Source organism: Methylorubrum podarium, assembly GCF_040270385.1.
In the GTDB taxonomy this organism is placed as follows: domain Bacteria; phylum Pseudomonadota; class Alphaproteobacteria; order Rhizobiales; family Beijerinckiaceae; genus Methylobacterium; species Methylobacterium podarium.
The window spans coordinates 109,252-130,696 of sequence record NZ_JBELQE010000085.1 but is presented as its reverse complement, the minus strand read 5'-3'; the positions used below and the strand labels follow the sequence as shown (position 1 = coordinate 130,696).

The 21,445-nt window shown below is 63.1% G+C and carries 13 protein-coding genes; 8 read left to right on the top strand and 5 right to left on the bottom strand.

The features are described from left to right. Positions 1–29: 29 nt before the first annotated feature. Genes ABS772_RS16495 through ABS772_RS16475 form a run of 5 tightly spaced genes read left to right on the top strand, consistent with a single transcriptional unit; the run spans position 30 to position 12,110 of the window. Positions 30–2,546, top strand: coding sequence for a hypothetical protein (locus ABS772_RS16495; RefSeq protein WP_350395897.1), 2,517 nt, complete (start codon positions 30–32; stop codon positions 2,544–2,546). Then, a complete protein-coding gene (locus ABS772_RS16490) occupies positions 2,546–4,675 on the top strand; it encodes a hypothetical protein (RefSeq protein ID WP_350395896.1) in 2,130 nt (709 codons plus the stop codon). The genes ABS772_RS16495 and ABS772_RS16490 overlap by 1 nt, the downstream gene beginning before the upstream one ends. 22 nt (positions 4,676–4,697) lie before the next feature. After that, entirely contained in the window at positions 4,698–10,550 is a 5,853-nt protein-coding gene (locus ABS772_RS16485; RefSeq protein WP_350395895.1) for a DEAD/DEAH box helicase, read from the top strand. Between the two features lie 59 nt (positions 10,551–10,609). Beyond that, complete coding sequence (locus ABS772_RS16480) at positions 10,610–11,494, top strand: hypothetical protein (RefSeq protein WP_350395894.1); 885 nt, start codon at positions 10,610–10,612, stop codon at positions 11,492–11,494. After that, positions 11,481–12,110 carry a hypothetical protein gene (locus ABS772_RS16475; protein ID WP_350395893.1) on the top strand — a complete coding sequence of 210 codons (630 nt, stop codon included), beginning with the start codon at positions 11,481–11,483 and terminating at the stop codon, positions 12,108–12,110. Before ABS772_RS16480 ends, ABS772_RS16475 begins: the two co-directional genes overlap by 14 nt. A 123-nt stretch (positions 12,111–12,233) precedes the next feature. Here the strand turns inward: ABS772_RS16475 and ABS772_RS16470 are convergent, their stop codons facing one another. Beyond that, complete coding sequence (locus ABS772_RS16470; protein ID WP_350395892.1) at positions 12,234–13,166, bottom strand: restriction endonuclease; 933 nt, start codon at positions 13,164–13,166, stop codon at positions 12,234–12,236. A gap of 155 nt (positions 13,167–13,321) precedes the next feature. Here ABS772_RS16470 and ABS772_RS16465 point away from each other — a divergent pair, with 155 nt between their 5' ends. Next, positions 13,322–14,341 (top strand): hypothetical protein, encoded by a 1,020-nt coding sequence (locus ABS772_RS16465; protein ID WP_350395891.1) that lies wholly within the window; start codon positions 13,322–13,324, stop codon positions 14,339–14,341. A 43-nt stretch (positions 14,342–14,384) separates the two neighbouring features. After that, complete coding sequence (locus ABS772_RS16460; RefSeq protein ID WP_350395890.1) at positions 14,385–15,215, top strand: hypothetical protein; 831 nt, start codon at positions 14,385–14,387, stop codon at positions 15,213–15,215. A gap of 3 nt (positions 15,216–15,218) precedes the next feature. On the opposite strand, the gene ABS772_RS16455 is transcribed toward ABS772_RS16460, so the two are convergent. The 3 genes from ABS772_RS16455 to ABS772_RS16445 all read right to left on the bottom strand — a co-directional run bounded on the left by ABS772_RS16455 (position 15,219) and on the right by ABS772_RS16445 (position 18,009). After that, positions 15,219–16,025, bottom strand: coding sequence for a metallophosphoesterase (locus ABS772_RS16455; RefSeq protein WP_350395889.1), 807 nt, complete (start codon positions 16,023–16,025; stop codon positions 15,219–15,221). Next, on the bottom strand, positions 16,022–16,576 hold the full coding sequence (locus tag ABS772_RS16450) for a metallophosphoesterase (protein WP_350395888.1): 555 nt from the start codon (positions 16,574–16,576) through the stop codon (positions 16,022–16,024). Before ABS772_RS16450 ends, ABS772_RS16455 begins: the two co-directional genes overlap by 4 nt. A 467-nt stretch (positions 16,577–17,043) precedes the next feature. After that, positions 17,044–18,009, bottom strand: coding sequence for a hypothetical protein (locus tag ABS772_RS16445; RefSeq protein ID WP_350395887.1), 966 nt, complete (start codon positions 18,007–18,009; stop codon positions 17,044–17,046). 796 nt (positions 18,010–18,805) lie between these two features. Here ABS772_RS16445 and ABS772_RS16440 point away from each other — a divergent pair. Beyond that, positions 18,806–19,528, top strand: a complete 723-nt coding sequence (locus ABS772_RS16440; RefSeq protein ID WP_350395886.1) for a DNA-binding protein — start codon at positions 18,806–18,808, stop codon at positions 19,526–19,528. An 84-nt stretch (positions 19,529–19,612) separates the two neighbouring features. On the opposite strand, the gene ABS772_RS16435 is transcribed toward ABS772_RS16440, so the two are convergent. Next, complete coding sequence (locus ABS772_RS16435; protein ID WP_350395885.1) at positions 19,613–21,394, bottom strand: recombinase family protein; 1,782 nt, start codon at positions 21,392–21,394, stop codon at positions 19,613–19,615. Between the last annotated feature and the right edge of the window lie 51 nt (positions 21,395–21,445).

Below are 21,445 nucleotides of genomic sequence, written 5' to 3'. Positions count from 1 at the left end.
GGGAACGCGCGCTCACGCGGCACTTTCTAATGGTCGACGAGAGCGGCGATGCATCACCCATCACCAGCTTCGAGGTTACCGCGGCCACGCTGGCAGAAGCTGGCTTCTTCGACGGCGACGATGCAGCCGGCCAGGCACTCGCCTCGTTCAAGCGTCACGTCTGCAGCGCCAACCTCCGTGACGCTCTTGAGCATGACTGGTTTCCGGCAAGCGCTGCGTCCGACGAGAGCCCGGGGTACTTCGCCTACCTCTGCCTGACGCTTCTCGTCGCTAGCAGCCCCGACGACGGCAGGAGGCTTGGGGGCGACTTCCATGACAAGCTGCGCCGCTTCCTCAATGTCACCGTCGGCTACCGGGCGCTGCCTGGCGTCGCGACCAAGTGGCATGACCTTCAGGAATGGTTGGAAACCCGCCGGTCGGCCGGCCTTCCATACCGAAGCCTGGTGTTCCCGGCCTACCCTGCGAACTGGATCCACATCGGGCTCACCCGTAAGCTCGCGTTTCCGGCAAAGTCGGACGCAACGCTGATCCGGACGTTCTTGACGTCCAACCCGAACATTCTTTCCCGGCCGCTTGAATTCATCCACCTCTTCCAGCCGTACCTGGCCAACTCTCCCAGGGCGTCCGACGGAATGAGAGAAAGCTTCCAGGAATTCTCGACGGCGCGGCTGGCCGGGGATCGCTTCATCGCCGAGCATCCGTTCTGGAGGTTGGCGAATTTCTGCGTCGCACCGACGACGGACGTTGAAGCGGCGACAGAGGGGCAGATCATCTGCAGCTTCGACGAGGACGGTGTGCCCATCTTCAGGGTGGTCCGGGCCGACGGCACCACCCCGACGCCGGCTCCGACCACCCTCTCGGATGCTCTGAGGGTCGCGGAGAAGGAGGCGCCGATTAGGGCGCCGACCCTGCGCTACGGTATGCTGGCCTTCGAGCAGTCCGGGTACGGCCAGTGGCGCTCCGTGCCGGGACTTGAGGCGACCGCTGGTTCGCTGCGGCTCGCGTTCGCCCCGGACGCGCACAAGAGGCTTCGAGACTTCCGGGGCCTCTTCGCCCTGTCCGAGGCATGGTACTTTTCGATCAAGCCAATGCCGGCGGGCAAGGCCGACGAGTTGGCATCGCTCGCTGGGGTCAGGGCGGACAAGGACGTCCGATTGGAGCCCGTATCGGTCTTCGACGGGGTTAGGACCGGCGGCAGCTGGCTTGGCCTTCCGCCCTTCCTGCCACGGATCGCATCGGGGAGTGCTACCGGCACCGTGCGGCCGGGCCGCGAGGCGGAGGGCGATCTTTCCGTGGTGAACGCGGGAGGCACCATGCAGCTTCGCTCGACGCGACCGGTGGGCGGTCCCTGGTTCGTCGAACCCTCCGAAGGCCGCGCGTGGTGTAAGCGGCTGACCTTCGCAACAGCCGCCTACGTCCACGATGGGCCAAGAGGCGCGACGGCGAACTTCGAGATGGCCGTGGATTGGGAAGGTCCCGAAGGCACGCCTGTCCTGGCCAAGGGTTTCTCCACCGGTTGGTCAAACGAGCTGACCGGGTTGGATGACCTTGCGGAAGCGGTATACGCCGGCGGTCGCTCCGGGTGGGATGAATCGGAACTCACCGCGCTTATCCAAAGCGGTTTGGGTCCGACAGTCGATCCCTGGGCGATCCTGCGGGTGCTTGCGGACGCATCCTTCGTACAGCCGCGCCTCCGCCCGCAATGGAGGGGCAGGGTTTGGACGCTTCGCCCGCCGGCGCTCCGCATGGCAGGCGACGTAGCGGTCGTAGACGGAGCGGTCGGCACCCGGCTCATCGCCGAGTTCAAGGAAGCATGCGCCCTTGCGGGCGTGAAGGCCTTCAGGCGCAACAGCCGGGTGCCGCTTGCACCGGCCGTGATCGGGTGTGCAGCTGACGGGGCCGACCTGGTCTGCGCCAGGCTCGGATGGCCCATTTTGCCGAACGTGGCACGTCCGGGCGGTCGTCTTGCAGTGAAACCCACCCCTCTGCTGCTCATCGGCCGTCAGCCAGCATCGAGATGGGACTGGCAATCCAGGCGGTTCGTCGCCGACGGCCAGGAGGGAAAGGGCCGCATTTCCCTGACCCGATGGTCACAGCCCGGGGCCCGCGATCACGACATCTACTTGGTGTCGAACAACGAGACCGGCGAGACGACCAGGCTCCTCTCGCGCGCAGCCGCCGTCGTGCTCGCGCACGGCCTCGCAGGCGCTCACCTGTTCGCGGCGAGGGACGGTCTGATGATTGGCCTTTCCCGGGAGGCTCATCTGCCGGATGCTTTGGCGGAAACGCTGAGGATCAAGAATGCTTCCAACGCGGGCGTATTAGATAATATTAGAACCTATGTTGTCGACGATGACGACCTGTCATGGCTTGGCAAGATCATGCCATCCCTGATCGAGGGTTTGCCGGTAACCGATCGTAAGACTGGAACCGACGCGGTATCATCTTCGCGTCATGCGAACGGTAGGATTCGTTTGGCCTGGAGCGGCGGTCAGCTTGCCGCATTCGATCCCGGTCGTGCGGTTTTTGGGGGGGAACAGTCCTGATGCCGAAGGGCAAGGATCTTCTGGCCGGACGGGGGACCCGGGGCCAGAACGCTATCGGGACGATCACGCCGTTTGCCGAGCGGCAGGAGGACGGCACTTGGAAACAGGTTGCGGATGGGCGCGCGCTGTTTCCGCCGGAGGGAGCGGTTGAGCTTCGCGGCGTCCTGGCATCCCAGATGAAGGATGGGGACTGGTTCGTCTTCTCTGCGGGCACCAACGACAGACACCGCGCACCCACCAAGATGAAGGCCCTGGCCGCGAGACGGGTCTCGCGGTTTCTGGACCTTCCGGAGGGCGAGACGCCTGAGAGCCGCCGCCGCGCGCTCGTGGAGATTGGGCTCGAAAGTGCCTCGGCCGGGGATTGGGCCGTTAAAATCAGCGCCACCGAAGTGGTGCGGGTCGCCATGAACCAGCAGGCTGACGGCAGGTATCGTGCCTACGGGAAAGATCTCGCCCGTCTGCCCGTTCGAGCATTCGACCCCGCCGCAGTCCTGCCCTTGGATGTCGATGGCGAGCCCTTAACACTCTACGATATCGAGAGCTCCGGTCAGGCGGGCCGTTCCCTGAACTGGTTGTCCGACGCGGATTACCTGCGTGCAGTTTCGGGCGCTTTGGCAACCGGCGCACGACAGGAAGCCGCTGCCGCGCTGGAGGCGTTAGCCGCCCGTGCGGACGAGATCGGAGAACTGTCGGTCGCCGGCGGCGTCGATGTCCTCGTGTTGGAAGAGGCGGTGCGGTCTGGCGCCATAGCCCAACGGCTGGAGTCAGACATGGCCGCCATGGGTGGCTTCCTGATCGCGCTCGCCTCGCAGCCGGAGACAAAGGAAGCCCTGCGGAGACTCGCGGACGAGAAGGCCCTCGCCGAAATCCCGAGGTTGGAAGCCGAAGCTCTGTCCAAGGTGAAGGCGGAGTGGGACGTCGAAACCGCGAGTAGGCTGGAGCAGGTTCGCGCCGCTGTCGCGGAACTGGAAGCGAGCGAACTTGCAGATCTTTCGCGCAAGCGGAACGAGGCTCTTTCAGAGATCGAGGCGAGCGTTGAGGCCGCCAAGGCCGAAGCCTTGCGAACGGCTGAAGAGGCCGCCGAGGGGGCGAAGGCCCGCCTGCAGGCTGAAATGGCGGAATACCAGGGCCGTGTCGATGCAGCCGCCGCAGAGCTCGCGGACTTGGAAGTCCGCCACTCCGACCTCTCAAAAGCTGTCGAGGACTTGGGCGCGGCAGAAATCGCGCTTGCCGGCCGGATGGAGGATCTCACGATCGAGGAGCGGCGTCTGATCCGTCGAACGCGGTCGGCTGTCGGTCATCCGGTGTTTGAGGTCCAAGAAGATGTTGACCGCTTGCAGCTCAAGGATATCGAGCAAGCGGCCCGCGACGCCGGAGTGTTCTCGGATCGAGGCGTCGAAGTGATGATTGAGTTCGCGGTGCTCGCCGCCGCGAGGGAGGTTCCTGTCGTCACCGGGCCCGCAACGGATGTGGCCGATATGGCTGCCATGCTCCTTGCTGGCGGTAGGTTGGCCAGCCTCCACGCGGACCCGACCCTCGTCAATTTCGATGACCTCTGGTCTCGGCCAAGCGGGGCCGGTCTGACGGCATTCGGGGCGGCGGCGGCATGGGTGGCGGATACCGGACTTCCGCTAGTGGCGCATGTGTCCGGTGCGGACCGGTCCGCGGCGCGGTTCTGGTTCCCAGCCCTCGCCGAAGCCAAGCGTCGTGGGCTGGTACCCGGCGAGCTCATGATCATCGTCTCGCTGGACGACGGAAAGTCCGAGGAAGCGAAGGCGATGCCGAAGGATCGCGCGTTGATTGACGCCGATGGGCTGTTGAATCGGGAGGCCATCCCCTTTCTGCCCAGCTTGACGTCCTCCCTGACGACGAAACCCCGAGAGCTTGATCTCAGGCCGCCGGCCGAAGATCACGCGGCGGATGCCCTGCTCCTCTCCAAGCATGGGGTCACTTCCGTAACAGCGGCGCTCAGGCTCAGCCGCATCTATGCCGCAGCGAGAGCCGCTCTGGGTGAGGAGCGTGGACGAACGTTCGCCGGGCGGATGGCCGGCATCCTCTGCCCGGCACCACCTGGACAGCCATCGTCGACCGCAACCCCAATCCGCTTGAGCTTGGCCTCAAATGCTTGATCCAATCGGCGGGTTCACCCGCATGCGCGACTTCTTCGTCTCGTACATCGAGACGGCCTTCCGCATCGCGGACAAGGATACGGCAGACGAGCGGCGGCGCCTGCTTGAGGAAACCGACGTCCTTTCCACCGAACCTCTCGTCGAGCCGGTTCTGCGCTACCGTGAAAGCAAGACGAAGCTAGAAGACCTGATCGGCACGGACATCCTCGACCCGCTCGACGAGAAGGGACAGACCGCCTTCGTCGAACTTGCATTGAGCGGTTTGTTTTCCGGCCAGCCAAGCGCCGGCCCGGTCAAGAGGAAATCCGAGTACGCGCCCTACACGCACCAAGTGAAGATGTTAGAGCGCGGCATCCGGCCGGGCCTCCCGAGCATCGTCACCTCCGGGACGGGCTCTGGGAAAACGGAAAGCTTCATGCTTCCGATCCTCGCCAGCCTGTCCAACGAAGCTATCCAGTGGCCGCGCCCGTCCGCCGGCTACCTCGAAAACCACTGGTGGCGCCCGGATAGGCGCTTCGATGCCACGAAGCGTCAGCGCACCGGCGAGAACCGGCCGGCGGCGGTCCGGGCTCTCATCCTCTACCCGATGAACGCACTCGTCGCGGACCAGATGGTGAGGCTTCGCAAGGCGCTGGATTCCGACGAGGCGCGGGAGATCATGGAGGAGCGGTTCGACGGCAACCGCATCTTCTTCGGCCACTACACCGGCGAGACGCCGGTGACCGGACACCTTCGTCATCCGCGGCTCCATGCCGAGGAGTTCGAGAAGCAGCGGCGCAGCCGGCGGCTGGGACGGCTGCGGCAGGCGATGAAGCGGTTCGACGAGGACCAAAGGGCCGCCATCGACCACGACAGCCATGCCGCCGAGGAGGCACGGAAGGCGGGCAAGCCGAAGCCTGAGAAGACGTCCTTCATCTTCCCGGCGCTCGACGGCGGCGAGATGGTGTCACGTTGGGACATGCAGCATGCGCCGCCCGACATCATGGTGACCAACGCATCGATGCTTGGCGCGATGCTTGCCCGCGAAGTCGAGGACCCGATCTTTGACCAGACCCGCACATGGATCGCCAACGACCCGGAGGCCTACTTCTACCTCGTCTTCGACGAACTCCACCTGGTCCGCGGCTCGGCCGGAACGGAGGTGTCGTTCCTGGTCAAGAGCCTGCTGACGCGCCTCGGCCTCGACAGCCCGGAACACCGCCACAAGCTGCGCATTCTGGCATCGAGTGCGTCGCTCCCGATGGAGGATGAGCGGGGGGAGCAGAGCCGGAGGTACCTGCGCGACCTGTTCGCGCCGTTCGGGACTTTCTCAAGCAAGACGGACGGAGGCTCGCTCGATACGGATTTCTGGAAGGGCTGCGTGGTGCCCGGCGACCCGGAAACGCCGCCGCCGCTCGATGCCAAGCTGCCCCGGAAGCCCTTCGAGGACTTGCTGGTCGCCGCCGGCGGGACTGGGCAACTCATCGCCGACTTTCCGAAGGCGGATGCGGAGATCGACGCGCTCCGTAACGTCGGGGCAGCGCTGGGCGTGCACGAATCCAATGCGGACGCGCTTGCCGGCAAGGTGGCCGGAAAAGCCGCCTCAGCCCTCGCCGCTGCCTGCGTGTCCGCCGGCACCTCCCGTGCCACGCCCACTTCCGAGATCGGCGAAGCGGTGTTCGGAAGCCCGGCCCCCGATGCCGTGCGCGGGCTGCTCCTCGCCCGCGCCATTCCGGACAGCGCCCTATGGAAAGCCCAGGCGCCGAAGGGCACGCCGTCGTTCCGGGTCCACACCTTCATTCGGAACGTGGAAGGCCTGTTCGGCGCTCCTGCCGCCGGCGGCGGGCAGAAGGTCAAGTTCTCCGACTTGACCATCGTCCGAGGCGTCTCCCACGGCAAGGCGCGGAACGGCTCGGAGAAGGGCGCCCGCCTCTTCGAGATGCTCTATTGCGAGGCGTGCGGCGACCTGTTCCTCGGCGGCCAGCGGGGCGAGCCAGCGGACACCGCCGAGGAGTTCGAGCTGCTTCCGTCGGCGGCGGACCTAGAGAGTGCTCCGGACCGCGGCGCCCCTGAGCTCTACGACAGGATGTCGTTCGATCAGTTCGCGGTCTTCTGGCCGTCCGAGGTCGAGCCCTTCAACGCCGAGAACAACTGGGACCGTTGGGACCGCGCGACCCTCGACACCCGCACCGGGGTCGTATCCACCAAGGGGGAGAATGATCGGCCAGGGATCCTGCACGGTCGCATCTACTTCCAGCATCCCGATCCCAAGAAGGACCCTTCGAAGAGGTCCGCGCAGCCGTTCTGTTGCCCGCGGTGCGGGACCGACTATGCGGCAAGGCCCTCGACGATGAGGCAGTCTCCGATCCGTGCGTTCCGGACTGGATTCACGAAGGCGTCGCAGCTCGTCGCCACCGAAATGTTCGAGTTACTCCATGCCATCGGCTCCCAGCCGAAGAGCATCATTTTCTCCGACAGCAGGCAGGATGCCGCCAACCAGAGCTTAGAAATTGAGAGGCTGCACCTCAGGGACCTGCGCCGCGAGATCTTCGTCACAGCGGCCATCAAACTGATGAAAGAAGCCGAGGCGAAGCAGGTCCCCGAAGCAGAGAAATTAAGAATCTCCAACGAGCTGATGAAGCAAGGCGTCGACGGCATGAACAAGCTCATGGGTCTCATGGCCGAATGGGCTAAGGCCGATAAAAGCGTAGTCGACGTTTCCACGGGCAAGGTGAAGATCGACCGGCTCCTCCAGTTCAAGGACGACGATGGAGGTTCCGAGAGCCCGATTTCGTACGTGGCATCAGAGTACGTGCGCCTCGGCATCCATCCCTTCGACGAGCTCGGCCGGAAGGGCGTCGGCGACCGGCCCTGGTACGACGCCTTCGAGTTGGACAATGGCAAGGTTCGGTACGCTCCGAGCCTGAGCGCCGTCGAGCGCGCAAAGGTCGGCACGGCCATCTTGGAGGCTCAGTCCGAGCTCGTCGAGGACGTGATCTTCTCGAACACCTTCTTCGCCATGGAGGAGACAGGTCTCGGCTATCCTTCTGTGAGGCACGATGCCAGCCGGGAAACCGACGAGCTCGACGCTTGGCTGCGTGTGTTCGCCGGGGTCTATCGCGTCCAAGAGAACAAATATTTCAATCCACAGAACATCAAGCAGTGGACCGATTACTCGACGGTGAACAGGAAGAAGGTGAAGCGGTTCGCCGAGGACGTTTTCGGGCAAGATCAAGCGCCTGCCCGCTTCAACGAAGTCATTCAGAAGATGGATACGATTGGCCACAACAACTGCGTGGTCAACGTGGGCAAGCTGTACATCCGTGTCTCAAAGATGGGTGACCCATTCTGGCGTTGTGTATCCTGCGAGCGCATCCACCTTCACCGCGGGGTCGGGTACTGCACCCGTTGCCGGAAGGCGCTGCCGGAGGAGCACTCCGGCAACGTGGAGAGGCTCTGGGAGAGCAACTTCCTAGGCAAGCGCATCGTCCGCGGACGCGGTGACGAGGTGGCCCGCTTCGGCCTGAAGTGCGAGGAGCTCACGGGCCAGACGGACGACTTCGGCGACCGGCTGCGCCGCTTCAAAGACATCCTCGTCGGCACCTCAGGCAAGCCGCCGACCCCCCTGCAGCGTCTGGCCGCGAACATCGACCTCCTGTCGGTCACGACCACCATGGAGGTCGGAATCGACATCGGCTCGCTGCAGACGGTCCTGCAGGCGAACATGCCGCCGCAGAGGTTCAACTACCAGCAGCGGGTCGGCCGTGCGGGCCGGCGCGGCCAGGCATTCTCGTTCGTCACGACCTTCTGCAGGGGACGGAGTCACGACGAGTATTACTTCCGGAACCCGCGCGCGATCACCGGCGATCCGCCGCCACCGCCGTTCCTTGCGGTGGATCACCTGCCGATCCCGCAGAGGCTGCTGCGCAAGGTTTGGCTGCGCGCAGCGTTCGCCCACCTTAGGTCGAACTGTCAGGCCGCGGGCGAGGATTATCCGGGCGACCGGCTCACACCGCCCGACGTCCATGGCGAGTTCGTCCCAACCGACGAGTTCTACGCCGATGGTTCCGCCTGGCCGGAGAGGCTTCGGAGCGCTTTGAACCATACCCGGCCGGAGATGGTCCGCTTCGTCGAGGCATCGATCATCGGGGACCGTCAGCGGGAACGGCTGCTTCACGACGCCCAGGCGGATGCCGTGGTTGCCGAGATCATGGAACTCGCCGCTCAGCGGCCGCAGGGCCGAGCGGGCCTTGCCCAGTTCCTGGCCGAGCGTGGGAAGCTCCCGATGTACGGCATGCCGACACGTGTGAGGCTGCTCTACACCGGCCTGGCGCCAGAGACGGGGCGCGGCCCGCTGCAAGACAGGGACTTCGAATGGTCGACGATGGACCGTGACGTCGAACTCGCGGTCTTCGAGTACGCGCCAGGCGCCGTCCTAACCAAGGACAAGATGAAGCATCGGGTCATCGGCTTCACGGGAACGCTCCCGGAACCGGAGAAGCAAGGCAACCTGATCGACGTGGGCACGCCGCTCGGCAACTGGTTTACGGAGGAGGCTTACGTCGCGAAGTGCCCGTCCTGCGGGTCGGCGTCCTACCGCCATCTCAACCCGGACGAGGGCATAGAATGCGACGACTGCAACGAGCAGGTCCCGCCCGAAAACTTCATCCGTTACGTGACGCCCACCGCGTTCCGGACGGACTTCCGTCCCGAAGGTACTGAAGTCGACGAGGTCGGCACCATGTCGACCAGAACCGTGGCGACGGTGCTGCACGAGGGCGAGAAGACCCAGTGCGGCCCAATAAAGGTTTGGAGTGGCGCTGGGGTGACCGTCATACACCTCAACGACGGGCCGGAGGGCGATGACGGCACGCCCCAGCGCTTCGGCGTCGATCATCTGACGGACACGTGGGTTCAGCGCGAGTTCCGGTTCGCGAAGGCGACCCCGCTTGAGCTGCAGGCGGTCGATCCGACCATATCCAAGGCGAACGAGCCTTCGCGCTGGAAAAACTCTTTGGGGCAGGAGGGGCCTTTCGGCCTCGCCTCGCGGAAGGAGACGGACGCTCTCTACATCGAGCTCACGCAGTTCGACCCGCGCCTCCGTCTGGATCTGGTTGCGAAGCAGGGAGGCCCGGCGCAATCCGCGACCGCGGTTCGGGCCGCCGCGATCAGCGCGACCCATTTGCTCGTGCAGCGGGCCGCACTCCTTCTCGACGTCGCCCCCGACGAGTTCGAAGCGCTCGAACCGCGGCGGCGAGAGGGCCGTCCCATGCTTCAGATAGCCGATACCCTGATCAACGGGTCCGGCCTCTGCCGTAGGCTCGGTGAAGGCGCGAGGCCCGAGATCGTCCGCCTGATCGAGCGGATCGTATCAGAAGCGGATCGGGGCTCGGCGCTGGCGCAGCTGCGGGCGGAGGACCACCACTCCAACTGCAAAACCGCCTGCTACCGCTGCATCCAGCAGTACGGCAATCGACGCGTCCACAACCTACTGGACTGGCGGCTGGCCCTGTCCTACCTAAGGGCAATGGTCGATCCGGACTATGTCTGTGGACTCGACAACCGCTTTGACGCGTACCCCGAGCTGAGCGGCTGGCTGGAGCGCAGCAGGGAGCTCGCGTCATCGGTGGCTGCTATGCGTCCAGGCAGCCTAGAGGTGAAGTTGGTTGGGCCGATGGGCTTGGCTTCCATCGTACAGACTACCGGCAGGTCGGCGCTTAAGATGATCGTTCTCCATCCGCTCTGGCGCAGCTCCGCGGCGGACGTAACGGCCCTAATCGGGTCGCGGCCGGACGCCACGATGCGGTTCGTCGACACCTTCGATCTGGAACGACGCCCGTTGAAAGCTCTGGAGATGGCTCGGTCGGGCGACGTGCCTGCCATGGTCGATGCGTAGCGGGGAAGGTAGTCGATGCCGGTCGAACACCATCTAGGCGCCTCGCATGAGTCAGGCGGATGCTGAGGGCGATTCTCGACGGGAAGGGCCGCACGGTTCCGGAAGGACTGAAGGCCGGAGACTCGTTGAGACGGGTCTACAAGGTCTCCGAGGATCTTCTGACCGCGACCGTTTTCGAGCGTCTGGCTTATCTCGGCGGCTCGACGCTTTGGGCCGTCCTTCGGGCCACTTTCCGTCCCGACGTTCTCCCTGATCGCAAGGTGGTGGAACTGGACGAGATCGAGTTCTGGCCACGGTGGTCTAAGGCCAATCCAACGCTCGAACAGGATGTCGAGCCGGACGTGATCTTGCGGTTCTCTGTGGGAGATCCACCAGTCAGGGTCACTCTCGTCATCGAGTGCAAGCTCGGCCGCTGGCAGGAGGCAGGTCAGTGGCGCCGGGAATGGATCGCTCACGAGATGGAGTTCGCGGGGGACGATGAACCTGACGAATGCTTCTTCCTCGCTCTTGGAGGGCTTGGCGTGTTCAAAGGCAAGCCGCAGGAGATGGTCTCTGCCTTTGCAACGCCGGCATCGGTCGGAGCTAGCACACCTATAATGGCGGCGGCTGCCGACTGGTCTGACCTGATGCATGCCCTCCACAAGGTGGAGATTCCTGAGGGGGCTGAAAGAAGAGTCGTCGAGGATCTGCGTCGGGCACTTGCACTACATGGCTACCGGCGCGTCAGGCCACTTAGCGACCTCGCTGCTTCAGTTGAAAATCGAGTCGGTTCCTTCGCAAGATCGGCGGAAGTCCTCCGCCCTATGCACGAACGTCTGACCAGTAACGTTGAGGAGCCTCGCCCGAAAACGCTTTCTGGCTGGCCCGATAAAATTGCTCCCTGGCGGACGATCTCGGCGAAGCCCAGCGTGATGCAGTTTAGGAGATCCGATGCCGGCCTCTGAAGAGATGAAGTCCGCACTCGCCGACGTTCGTCGTGCCTACCGCCTCGTATGGTCATACCAGCGGCGTATCCTCGATATAGTAGCCTTGATCGCGGGCGAGTTCGAAGAGCACGAGTTCTACGTGTGGGAGACGTATCCCCGCGATAGGCCTTGCGGTCGTTCGAAAGATCCGACCGTAAAGTGGGCGTGGGACCTGCTGCCTCTTCATCAGGCGAGCTTCCTTTATCTGCCCCCGGACGCCGACCGCCACCGCCCCACTGCAGGTCAGTGGATGCTTGAGGTCGTGGTCAAGACGGATGACGGGTTCGTTGATCCAGAAACCGGCGATGAGCCCGATGCCGCGGACTTTGCAGATGCCGCGTCAACGTCGTCGACGATCTACCTGCATGGTTGGCTTTGCACGGCATCGTGCGAGCGGAACTGGCTCAATGGGGTGTGGCATCAGGGTGAATGGCCGGAGGAGGATGGTATTCCGGTGGAGCATGCGACGCCGCCCTTCAAGATTGTTAGGCAAAGCTTTGATGTGGCAGAGTTGGTAGATGAGAATGCAGTGAAGGAGGCGGTGGCGAAGTTCAAAGTAACGCTCGGAACCAGCCTGGGGATCGGGGCTGAGTAGTTCTATGCTCTTCGGATCGAAAATGCCCCTCTTGAGCGTGTTCGTTAGGCGGAAGCCAAAAAAAATCCGTTTCTGGTGACGTGCTGGTCTATCGAAAATAGAAAGCCGAATCCGAGGCTCCGCTCAAACTCGCTTTGCCAGCCAATCGCCGAGGCCGAGGCGGACGACAAGTTCCGCGACCTTCGTGCCATCCCAGACCTGGACCGGCTCCCCATCTGGTGCCTTGAGCGCTCCCTTGGGCGTATGCGCTGCGAAGATCATGCGATGGTACCGTTCGCGGCGTGCCCGGAACCTGGCGACGTAGTCGTCGAGGATGGCCTGCCCGGCCTCGCCCTTCACCTGCACGAAGGCGACCTCGTCGATTGCTGGGTTCTCAACCTCGACGTCGATGCCCTCCGTAGCCCCGCCGATCTTCGCGATCCGTGTCCAGCCTGACCGAGAGAGGATCAAGTCGATGAGTAGCTCAAAATCTTTCGGCCGGAGCCGCGCGACGAGCTTGCCGACCGCTGCCTGGTAATTGAGTCGTGCGGACATCGCGGCGACTGTGTCGGCATCCTCCTCGTCGCGGATCAAGCGAAGGATCTCGCGCCAACCCTTCGGCTCGCAGACCGTACCCTGGAATCCGGCCGTCGTAGTGACGGTGCCGGGCAATTCTGACATCGCGAGGTAGCGGCCAGCCAGCGAACGGTTGTCCCAGGGACGTTCGAGATCGAGCCAGAAATGGCCATGCTGAGCCCTGTCGTTGAGCGGGCTGACAGTTATGCCGTCGCGTACGGTGGCCCACCACATGAAGCCGTCTTCGAACGTGATCCACAGATGTTGACTGGGGCCTTCTAGAAGTGTCCGAAGCGCGTTGAGGTCCTGCGTGGCACCGGGCTTCGAGCCGTATTGCTCGCGGAGGGTGGCTGAGATGACCGCGATATTGATCTCTTCCAGCGCGTCATCTGGAATTTGGCTCCAACCGGCGTGCAAACGCGACCGGCCCTTGGCATCGGGCCACCAGCGGCCGCCCGCGCCGTTCTTCACGTAGCGGACGGAGAGCGGGAGGTCGGACACGGTGGACTCCAAGCGGCATATGCGAACAAACCATACCCTCGTTCAGTCCAAATCCGCATAACTGTGGCAGAAAGGCAGACCCCGTAGGATGACGTGATGGCCCATCATCACGAAAACCTCGTTGAGGTGCCGTCCAGCTTATGAGACACCTATCCGTGACGGCGGTACTGCCCGACATCACGGAGATAGCGATGGCCACTGATGATGCACCGACAGACGCTGAAATGCTCCGTGAGCAATTTCACAGCCAGTACGGCAACGGGTACGATTTCGAGGGTTCGACGCTCATCGACATCGTTGTCGGCGCTGGCCAGTTACTGACCGATATCGTCGGGCCGGAAAATGCCAACGTCGGCATGGCCGCGCTCGTAAGGCAGCTCGGTTACCGCGTCGAAGCTCCTGAGGATTGGGCCGAGGTCCTGAAGGACGATGCGTTCGGTGACGCATTCTCATGGAAGCTCGGGGCGACGTTCCACAACCTGAACGCCTACGCCTACTATGGCATCGCGCTGACTGGCGCATCCGCTGCGCAGGACCGGGAAGCCTATCTCAAGGGCGAGATCGCGCTGGCCGGCGCCTTCATGGACAAGGTGCCGTTCGCGGCTTGGGAGATCGATCCGGCTGACGCGGGTCGCACCCTGCGGCTGGCGCGCGGTCGCTTCGCCCTCGACACCGGCGACCTCATCGAACCCTGGGCGCTCGCCGAGTTCGGGGGCGTCAGCGAAAGGCGCATCCGCAACATGATGGCCGGTGGCGAGCGTGTCTTCGAACCGAAGGATGGCGGGGTGCCTGCGGCGCAGGCTCTGGACTGGCTCAAGCAGCGCAAGCAGTTCCGCCCCTCCACCTGGCGCGACCAGAACACGTTCGAGGACCTCGCCACGGCCGACCGCTTTGAATTGGACGAGGAGATGCTGTTCGTCCCCGTCGCCGCCGATGGCTCGACCTTCCATCCCGGCGTCGGTGGTGAGGACGGCTACACGACCGGGCCGACCGGTAAGGAGACGACTTGGCCGAGTTTCGAGGAAGCGCTGACGGCGCTGCAGAGGTCAGCTGAGCCGATCTGGCGGCGCCCGACACCGCGTGGGCTCCGAACACAGGCACGCGGGGTTCGCTGGGAGCGAACCACCCGAACCGCCCTCGACAGGATGGCTGCAGAGGCCGCTGCTCGGATCTGACCCCCAACTGCATTCGACCCGCTAGCGACAAAGGAGTTCCCAGATGAGCCTCAACGATTCCGCTCGCGCCCATATCGAGCGCGCCCTTCCCGCCCTGCTGTCCCGATCCGCGGATGAGATCGCACGCGGCATCGACGCGCCCGGACATTCCCCCTTCCGGGACGACATCCTCGGCCTCGGTTACGAGGGCCGCTTCAGCGCCTTCTATGCCCCCTTCGACTGGATCAATGACGAGGCCGATGTTGTCATCGTCGGCGTCACCCCGGGGAGGCGCCAAGCAAAGGATGCCCTCCTGGCGCTTCGTTCGGCGGCGGTGAGAGGAGCGTCGGTCGAGGAGGCTGCCGCGGCCGCCAAGTCCACTGCATCCTTCGCCGGTATGCGGGACCTGGGTGCCCGCCTCATGGATCATCTTGGTCTTCACCAGGTCTTCGGCTTGCGCAGCACCGCCGACCTCTTCACCTCTGCCGCCTCGCGCGTCCATTCGACCTCGGTGCTGCGCTATCCGGTCCTCAAGGACGGCTCGAACTTTGCCGGCGACCGGCGGATCATGTCGCGTCCTCTCATGCGGCGTATGGTCGAGGAGAACCTTGTCCCGGAGCTGGCCCGGGTGCGGAATGCCTGGATTGTGCCGTTCGGCATCAACGCTCTGCTCGTGCTGGAAGACCTCGCCGCGCGTGGCCTTATCAACAGTGACCGGCTCCTGGGTGGCGTGCTCCACCCGAGCGGGCAGCAGTGGAACCGGTACAACGTCCAACTCGGGATCACGACCGGGGCAGCTGTCCAGGACGTACCAGGCGGCGCCGAGGTGCTCCGCAGGAGCGAACTCCTGCGCGATAGGGTGAGCCAGATCGTCGGCCTTCGGCCGGCCGCCTGAGGATCAAGCGCATTCGACCACGAGGCCGGACAGAAATCCCGTTGCCTCGTCCGTGTGACCTCTTGCGTTGCAGATTACCCGCGTCCGCCCGACCCCATAGTCGACCGCGTGATGCACGTGACCATGCATCCATAGGTCCGGTCCCCGGTCCACGACCAGGTCTGTCAGGTCCGACGCGTAGCACCACGTAAGATCGGCGTGCGGGTCCGGCAGACTGTCTGGATGCGGGGCATGATGGGTCACGACCACAGACGAGCCGTCGTGCGGCCGGGCAAGCTCCGCCTCGATAAAGGCGCGCGTCGTCCGGTGCATGGCCAGCACCTCGCCGGGCTCGATCCTGTTCCGAGACCGTGGGCCCGTCCTGATGCGCCGGTAGTCCACCATGCCGAAGTGCCCCTGGGCGGACCGGAAGGCGTGCGTGAGGCCGAGGCTTCCCAGCCGGAAGTCGGTCCAGAGCGTGCCGCCCAGGAAGCGCGTGCCGCCGATCACCACGGCGTCGTCGAGCAGCAGATGGATGCCGAGCGTGGCGGCCCGCTCCCGGCCTCGTTCGAGCTGGTCGTAGATTGTATAGCGCTCCTCGCCGCGGTCCCACCAGAAGTCGTGGTTTCCTGGGACATAGATGACCGGCATCCCGGGAAGGCGCTCGGCCAGCCAGTCCAGTGACCGCGTCAGGGGCATGTGGACGTCGCCGGCCACGACGGCTACGTCGAAGCCGCCCGCCGGCGCGTGCGCGGTAGGGTCCCAGGCATTCTCCGGCCATTCCTGATGTAGGTCGCTGAAGATCCAGAGGCGTTGGGCCGGCACGGTCATGGCGTGCCTCCTGCGGCCCTGGCGTTCTCAGCGAGGCGCACTCGGATCTCATCCAGGGTGACCGGACGGAAGTCGAAGCAGTCCACACCAACATCGGTGCTCGCCGCTGTGCCCGACAGCCGTCCGTGGGAGTGGCCGTAGAGGTGGATGTCGCCGCGGTTCTGCCGAGGCCAGACACGGTACGCCCAATGCGAGCACCAGACTCCCTGCACTGTGCCATCCGGGAGCGGGACGAGCACGCGTGCTACGTCGTAGATGCCGTCCCAGGGCAGGCGCGCACCGATGCGGTCGTGGTTGCCCTGGACGAGGAAGCGCTGGCGACCGTTCAGGCGCGCGAAGATGGCGCGGGCACGGTCCTCCGAGCACCGGTGGCAGAAGTCGCCGAGGTGCCAGGCGATGTCATCAAGGCCAACGGCCGCGTTCCAGCGGGCGATCAGTGCCTCGTCGTGTTCCTCAATAGTGGCGAAGGGCCGGTTCAGGCCGAGGCGACTTCCAAGGGTCGCCCTGTGGCCCCAGTGGGTGTCCGAAACGAAAAGGGTTCGGGATGACATACGAGCCTCGCACAAAGGAGGCTCGGCACGCGGCGCGGCACTCCAGAATCAATTGAAGGGGGGCGGGGCCGCGCGTTTCATGTTGAAGGATCTCCTCATAAAAAAAAGCAATGATCGCCTACACGTCCTTGGCGAGCAAGACTTCGTAAGCGATGATGCACGGTCTTGGGTAGCTCGGAGCGACCAGAGCCGTCAGTCTAACAGGAGGCTTGAAATACCGCTTATCTCGCCGTCAGGCAGATGGGGCGGACAACCCAACCTGTGCCTGCCACCTGCAGGAGTTCGCCGCGCTCAAGAGTCGACGACGCGACACGCGGCTTTTGAAATAGCGCGTTGCGGGTCCCTCTACGTAACTCCAGCTACACCCAGACGCGAGGAACTGGACCCGATAGGAATGGTATGGGAGAATCTCGGCTTAATTTATAGGGTAAATTTGCAAGTTATGGATATCTGCTTAATTGACAGTCTTATTGAAACAGGCCGCCGTCGAACACACCAGGACGAAAGAATAAAAGAGGCCGATTTTTATCAATTTGATATGTTAACTGCGCATCTACGTTCGCCCTTGCCAAGCTCCTTCCTTGCAGCGGACCTAATGGCACACCGCCAGGACCAACGAAATTGACTGTGCGGTCCGGAGGAAGCGACAAAGCTATGATCACGGTATGTATGTCGCTCCGTGTTGCTGCAGCAGTTATGCCGGCATCCGGTATTCCATAGGCTTTTCCAATTGGAATGATTGTTATTTTTGGGTTGACGGACCCAGTAAAGGAAGTTGTAAAAGTCACTGTTACAGCATACAAAGATGTTTTGTCAGTAGATGAAATCCCAAGATCCCCGCCTTCGTTCAAGTCAAAAAATCTCTTTAATATTTCATAAATTCCGATTTCTCCTGATATGGGGTAAATGTAATTGCTTGCACCATGATAGTTGTCGCACCGCAAGTTTGGCTGAAAAAAATCGGAAAGTATTTTCGTAATTCTAAAATTTTCGATGTTCTTGCGCTCTCTAGTATTACTTGCTCCGAAATTCAAACCATCCGTTCCGCGCCCTAGTGTCGATAGGAGATTCAAATTGCCCTGAAGGGAATTGTTTTCAGTCATCGTAAAGGTGAAATCAAATCCGATGGCTGCGCCGTCATATTTTTCCAGCGCAGCCCTGGTATCTCTACTCAACCTTCGGAAATAGTTTTTGTTCTTGAGTATCGAGTCATCTTTTTCGATATCATTCGCTGCAGATGCATTGCTTTTCGCGCCGTCTGATCTTGGGTCGCGAATTACGTCAAGAACAATGCGCTTAAGAGCGGTTCTAGTTTCGCATTTGATTTTTTCTGAAATTTGCTGGCTATTTACTCCGGCCGCATTTTCTGTAAACGGTATTATAGCGCATCCAGAAGTCAGTGATCCTGCGCATGCCAACAAGAACATGCGCACGAATTTCCTATACGCAATGCGCGCGGATACCATTTGATTTCCCTTACTTTAGAAATCGCGAATCAAACTATATTATAAGTAATCTATCTACGTAGTAACAATCATGCAACACGGAACAGTTTTTCGTGCTCCGTTGAGAGGTTTCGGCGCCGATGACTTGGCGTCTGCTATACATTCTCAAATTTGAAAATTATACGGGAAGTGTTTGTATTGAGAGTCCTAGTTTTTTATTTTAGTTGTCATAATGTCATCGTGTTACTTGGCATTGCATCAGCGCGTGAGGATATTAATCACTATATTCTGCGTAGATTTGTAGGGCGATCTCCGACTTTGTTGAACGCCTTGGGGAGGGAACGGCTCTTCGACGCCCTATGGTAGCACCTTGGCCTCGTCCACGGCAGATCGCACACATACTCCATCCGTTCGCCCCGGAGGGTCGGTTCGCTGTGTTCAGGCTGCATCGTCCTCGGGCCGGCGCCTGCCGTACCGGTCGCTTTCGTAACTGGCAAAAAACTTCTGATACGCAATCCGCCGGTCGACCGCGCCGTGGGGGAACTCCGGCCCCTAGTCCCCGAGGTACTCCTCAGCCTCCGCGTCCTCGCGTCCACCCCATCGCGCGGTTTCCCCCACTCCGAGCTTGGGGCTGACTTCGAGCCGCGGTCAGGCACGGTCGCGCGCCTGTAGAAGTACGGAACCCGTGATGGGTAGCGCATATCGCAACCCGATATGCTCTACAGACGACGGCACATTCTATTAACCGTATCTGACCCACCATTCTGCTTGGAGGGCTATACAGATGGTGACCAAGCGGGATGTCTTCGAGGCGGCGGACGAGCTTCGCGCCGGCGCGAGGGAGCGTGTTTCTCTCCGTACAGTCAGAGCGTGGCTCAGGGAGAACCGGGGCGCCGCCGGCTCGCCAAACGACGTCGGCCCCCTCCTGAACGACTGGAAGCGGGAGCGAGCGTACAGCCCGAAGATTGAACTCGCCGGCATGCCCGAAGCGGTCGCGGCCCAGATGGCCGCAGCCGGGGTGGCGCTCTGGAAGGCGGCCCAGGCTGAAGCGTCCGCGGTCTACGTTCGCGACAGGGAGCGGATGCAACAGGAGGTCGACGGCGAACGCGAGATGCGGAACGAAGCGCTTGCCCTGCTGGAGGGCCATGAGGCGGAAACCCGGCTTCTGGCGGGTCACGTAGCGGCGCTTGAGGCCGAACTGGAGGAAGCGAGGAGGCACCTACAGGCCGTCCGCGCCGATGTTTACTGGGAACGCGTCGTGCAGGAGATCTGGAAGCTCTTGCCGGAGGAAGGCGCCCTCAGCGTCCAGGAGATCGAGCAGCGTCTCGGGGCAGATCTCGTGGAGGAATGCAGGGGTCACCAGGAGGAATGGAACCACACGACGCTGAGGAAGAAGATCAACCAGCGCATCCATCACAAACGGCTCTTCGCCAGGGCCGAACGCGGGCGCTATCGCAGGCGGAAGCCGGAGGACGACATGCAGGGTGAGGCGGACAGGGTCGTGTAGCCGGGCAGGCGACGGTGCCGGCCCGCGACCTGCGACGATCCGCGATGCACCTGCGTCAGCCCGGGATACTCTGCCTCGGACGCCTCAGGGGTCCTTCCCGTTTCGCGGCTTGATCCTAGGGGCGGCCCGATAGGCCTGCTCCAGCCATTCCGCCCGACGAGCCATCTCCGCCTTGGTCCCGCGATAGGGGATCCCGGTCATGGCTCCAACTGACGGCACCCAGGTCCGGTCGCCCTCGTTCCACCAATACCCGTCGCGGAAGGCATGATAGCCGCCGTCGATGGTGAAGATCTCAATGTTGCCGTCCGGGTAGCACCACATTGTCTCGAACGTGTCCCGGATGATCTGGCGGATCCGCATCCTTGCCGCGAAGACTTCCCCGTCTGGCACCCCCCTTCTCTGGAGTTCCTGCAGACGTTCGATGGCTGCGGAACGCTCGTCGCGACCGCCATCGAGGCGTAACGCGTTGATCTTGCTGGTCAGGTCCGCGATGGCTGCCTCGCAAGCCGTCATGGCGGCATCGATCTCGGCGAGGGGGACCTTCGCGAAGCGTCCCCCCGCCCCATACTCCCGCACGATGGCTTCGCCCCGCGCCTGCAGCACGTCGCGCTCGGTGACCTTGGTCCGTAAGGCCTCCTCATGCCGCGCGAGTTCGCCGCGCGCGCCAGCCGTCAGGTCGAGCTTTACAAGCCAGAGGAGAATGGCGGCTTCGGTATCGTAGTACGGGATGCGGTAGGCGTTGGTGCAGGTGCCAGCCCGCTCCGACGAGCACCGCAGGACCGGCGTCGAGCGCGGTCCGCGGTCGCGGTAGTTCATCGGCTTCATGCAGGCGGCGCACTTGGCGACCATCCCGAACAGGTTGGTGACACGCGTGCCCTGACGGCCGCCCGCGTTAGGGGCTCGGCCCAGACGGCGCCTGTTGGCCACGCCGCGAGCCCGAACCCATAGGTCATCGTCGATAACCCGAGGGAGGTAATCGCGGATCGGGTCACCGACGGGCACGCGCTTGGCGGCCATGATACCTCGTCGCTCGACTTGTTGGAGCCGGTGCGGCTGGAATTCCCCTAGCAGCGCCCTGTTGTCGGTGATCTTCTGGACGGTTCCCCCGTGCCAGGACCGGCCGTGCCCCCAGCATTCGACGTCGTTCGCGTTCAGGTGCCTGGCAATGCGGTCGCGGCCCCATCCATCCGCGAGCAGCTCCATAATCTCCTTCACAACGGCGCCGCGCTTCGGGTGCACTTCAATGACGCCATTGACCTCGTGCAGCCAGCCCGGGACGCGGGCGGTCAGCCTTCTTGACCCGATGTTCCTCCGCTTCTCCTCCCAAGTCTCCTTGAGGCGCTTGGACTTCATCACCGATTCCTCATGCGCCCGCATGAGGGACATCACCGAGACCAGGAAGGCGGCCTGGGAGGTGAGATCGTTTGGAGCCTGCCGATAAGTCATCTTGTCGGAGATCGACACGACGATGATGCCGGCGTTCACCAGGCCAAGCAGCATGTGCTGTGCGACGGGTACGCTCGCGCGCGAGATCCGGTCGAGACTTTCGACGAGCAGGTAGCTGCCCTTGGCGATGCGCCCCTCGTCGACCGCCTGCTGGAACAACGCGAGCTTGCCATCGCCCCCCTTGGCGATGTTGGCCATCGTGAACGCCGACACGCCGATGTCGTGGAGGGAGAACGTGGTGTCGAGCGTGAGGTGCGGGTTGGCGGCGAGGTACTCGTCGCGAAGCGCAAGTTGGCGCCTCAGGCCGTCCCGATAGGCCTTCTTATCGCCGGTGTTCGACTGTCGCTTCGAGCTCAGCCGGATGTAGGAATAGGCGGTCGCCGGGCCCGGCTCCGCTTCGCTCCCGACCCTGTCCGACATCTCACCGCCCAGGCTTTTCCGTCACGCCTGTTCGTAAAACGAAAGCCGGCC